The 2228-nt window shown below is 65.7% G+C and carries 2 protein-coding genes; both read left to right on the forward strand.

The features are described from left to right. The coding region (locus RMN84_RS04595; protein ID WP_309611023.1) for a transketolase at positions 1 to 1677 on the forward strand (1677 nt) is incomplete at its 5' end. A gap of 317 nt (positions 1678 to 1994) precedes the next feature. Continuing rightward, a partial coding sequence (locus tag RMN84_RS04600) for an enoyl-CoA hydratase-related protein (RefSeq protein WP_309611024.1) occupies positions 1995 to 2228 on the forward strand: 234 nt, incomplete at its 3' end.

Below are 2228 nucleotides of genomic sequence, written 5' to 3' on the forward strand. Positions count from 1 at the left end.
AAGCAGGGCAAGATCCAGCGCGCGACCTTTGCGAAGCCGGGCGGGAATGCGATCTCCGACTGGATCGACAATTGCCCGAATGCCGAGTTCGCCGCGCTGACCTACCAAGGCGGGACGGCGTGGCGCGAGCGGTTGAGGCGCGACCTCGTCGCGTCGCCCAAATCACTCGAGCTGATCGCCGACCATGACGACGCTGCCTTGGCGACGCTGATGACCAACCTCGGCGGGCATTGCATCGAGACGTTGCTCGAGGCGTTCGCACGGTGCGATGACGAGCGGCCGACGCTGTTCATTGCCTACACGATCAAGGGCTATGGGCTGCCGTTCGCGGGCCACAAGGACAATCATGCCGGTCTGATGAATCCGACCCAGATTGAGAGCCTGCGCGACGCGATGGGGATCGCGCCCGGCGAGGAATGGGCGCCCTATGGTGGGCTGGGCGACAATGCCGCCGCCGCGGCGCGGGCCATAGTCGAAGATAGCGCGCTGGCCCGGACGAAGGGCGAACTCGCCGTACCGCCGGTGCCCGTACCGGATATTCCCACCCCCGATGGAACAGAACAGGCGACGCAGACGGCGTTTGGGCGGATCCTGCTCGAACTGGCGAAATCGGGTCATCCGCTGGCCGACCGCATTGTTACCACCTCGCCCGACGTCACCGTGTCGACCAACCTCGGTGCCTTCGTCAACCAGCGCGGGCTGTTCCGACGTCAGGAACTGCGCGACGTGTTCGCCGCGGCAAAAATCCCGACCGCTCAGAAGTGGGCCGGGCACGATGCCGGTCAGCATATCGAGCTCGGCATAGCCGAGAACAACCTGTTCCTAATGCTCGCCGCGCTTGGTCTTGCCGCACCGCTGTTCGGAACGCGGTTGTTGCCGGTTGGAACAGTCTATGATCCGTTCATCGCGCGCGGGCTCGATGCGCTCAACTATGCCTGTTACCAGGATGCGCGCTTTCTGCTCGTGGCGACGCCATCGGGATTGACGCTCGGGCCAGAAGGCGGCGCGCACCAGTCGATCAATTCGCCATTGATCGGCATCGGCCAGCCCGGCCTGACCTATTGTGAGCCGGCCTTCGTCGACGAGTTAGCGCTGATCATGCGCTGGTCGTTCGAACATATGCAGGCAGCCGACGGGGGTTCGGTCTATCTCCGCCTGACGACCCGTGCGATCGGACAGGTCGAGCGGGCCGACGACAGCTGGCGCGAGCCGGCCCTTAAAGGCGGCTATTGGCTGCGCCGTCCGAGCGGCCCGGCCGATCTCGCCATCGCCTTTACCGGCGCAGTGACCCCCGAAGTACTCGCCGCTGCCGACGAATTGAGCGAGGACGTGCCCGGCCTCGGGCTGCTGATGGTCACGTCGCCAGACTTGCTGCACCGCGACTGGTCCGCGCATCAGGCCGCGCGCTGGACCGGCTCGGCACGCGCGCCGTGCCACGCCGAGGCGCTACTGTCGGAGCTAGCGCCACACGCCGGCCTGGTCACAATCATCGACGGCGCCCCCTCGACGCTGTCGTGGCTCGGCGGGGTGCGCGGGATGCGCGTCAGCCCGCTTGGCACCGATCGCTTTGGCCAGACCGGCGACTTGCCCGACCTGTTCGACCTCTACCGGCTCGACAGCAGAGCGATCATCGACGCGGTGGCGCAACTGCTGATCGACACACGTCGATTCGAATGATCCGTCGGCGTTGAGCGCTCGCCTGAGGCGCGACCTGCGTTCATTCCGGGGAACTGGATCAATGGCGGGACGGCGTTCGAATGGGGCTGGGCCAACCATAGCGTCCCACCGGAAGTATTGCTTGAAACAGTGCGTTCGCTCGCGTCACGGATCGCTCTGACCCCACCGGAAGTCCTGCGGGTCAAGAATTTGTCAATCAATCGTGCTGCCGAGTCGGCGGCCTTGGAACCGCGCTCGACCGCATCGCCGACGCCGATGCGTCGCTGCACATCGACCCGGCAGTGCTCGCGATCCGCCAGCTGCCGCATCGCATCGCGATGGCGCTGATCCTGACCGGCGAGCGGATCAAGGCTGACCAGGCGATGCAGTACGGGCTAGTCAACGAAGTCGTGCCGTTCGATGCGTTGCAGGACGCGGCCCAGCGCTGGGCGGACAAGCTGCTTGCGGCATCGCCCCTGGCGGTTCAAGCTGCCAAGCACGCCGTCCTCGCGCGGCGTGACATGCCGCTGGAGACGGCCCTGATGTCGAAGTTCGAGCCGATCGAAGCCTAT

Origin of the sequence: Sphingomonas sp. (genome assembly GCF_031380695.1) — a bacterium.
In the GTDB taxonomy this organism is placed as follows: domain Bacteria; phylum Pseudomonadota; class Alphaproteobacteria; order Sphingomonadales; family Sphingomonadaceae; genus Sphingomicrobium.